General features: G+C 58.8%; 1 protein-coding gene. It reads right to left on the reverse strand.

The window, feature by feature from the left end; genetic code table 11:
- A partial coding sequence (locus SOP95_RS31600) for a hypothetical protein (protein WP_323609528.1) occupies positions 1-461 on the reverse strand: 461 nt, incomplete at both ends.

Here is a 461-nt window from a genome sequence, read left to right on the forward strand (position 1 = left end):
GCCGCCAGCGAGCCGGCGTTGATCGCTTGGTTCTGGATCGACAGCATTTCGTACATCATCTGCAGGTTGGCGTTGGCGTTCACCTGCGAGGCGTTGAGAACGAACTGCGTGTTGCCGAACTGGTCGGTTACGATCGGCCAGCGCCGATGATCGAACACATAGGTCCCGGCCGGATAGTCGTCACCGATCATCTGGCGCGTGCGCAGCGACGACATGAACGGATCAAGCCGTTCCAGATAGGTCTGGTTCGCGACCTGAATGGCAACGTAGTTGACATCGCTGCCGGTGTTGAACGTGCCGCCGTTGTCGAAAATCGCGATGGTGGACAGGAAGGTCCGGAAGTTCGCGTATTGGACCGGGAAGTCCTGCGTCGCGACCATGCCGGTCGAGACCGTGTTGATGATCAGGTAATTCCACGACAGCGAGAACAGCGGAACGATGGGCTGATTGTTCGAGCCACG

The organism is Pseudomonas sp. YuFO8 (assembly GCF_035065025.1).
Lineage (GTDB): Bacteria > Pseudomonadota > Gammaproteobacteria > Pseudomonadales > Pseudomonadaceae > Aquipseudomonas > Aquipseudomonas putida_AE.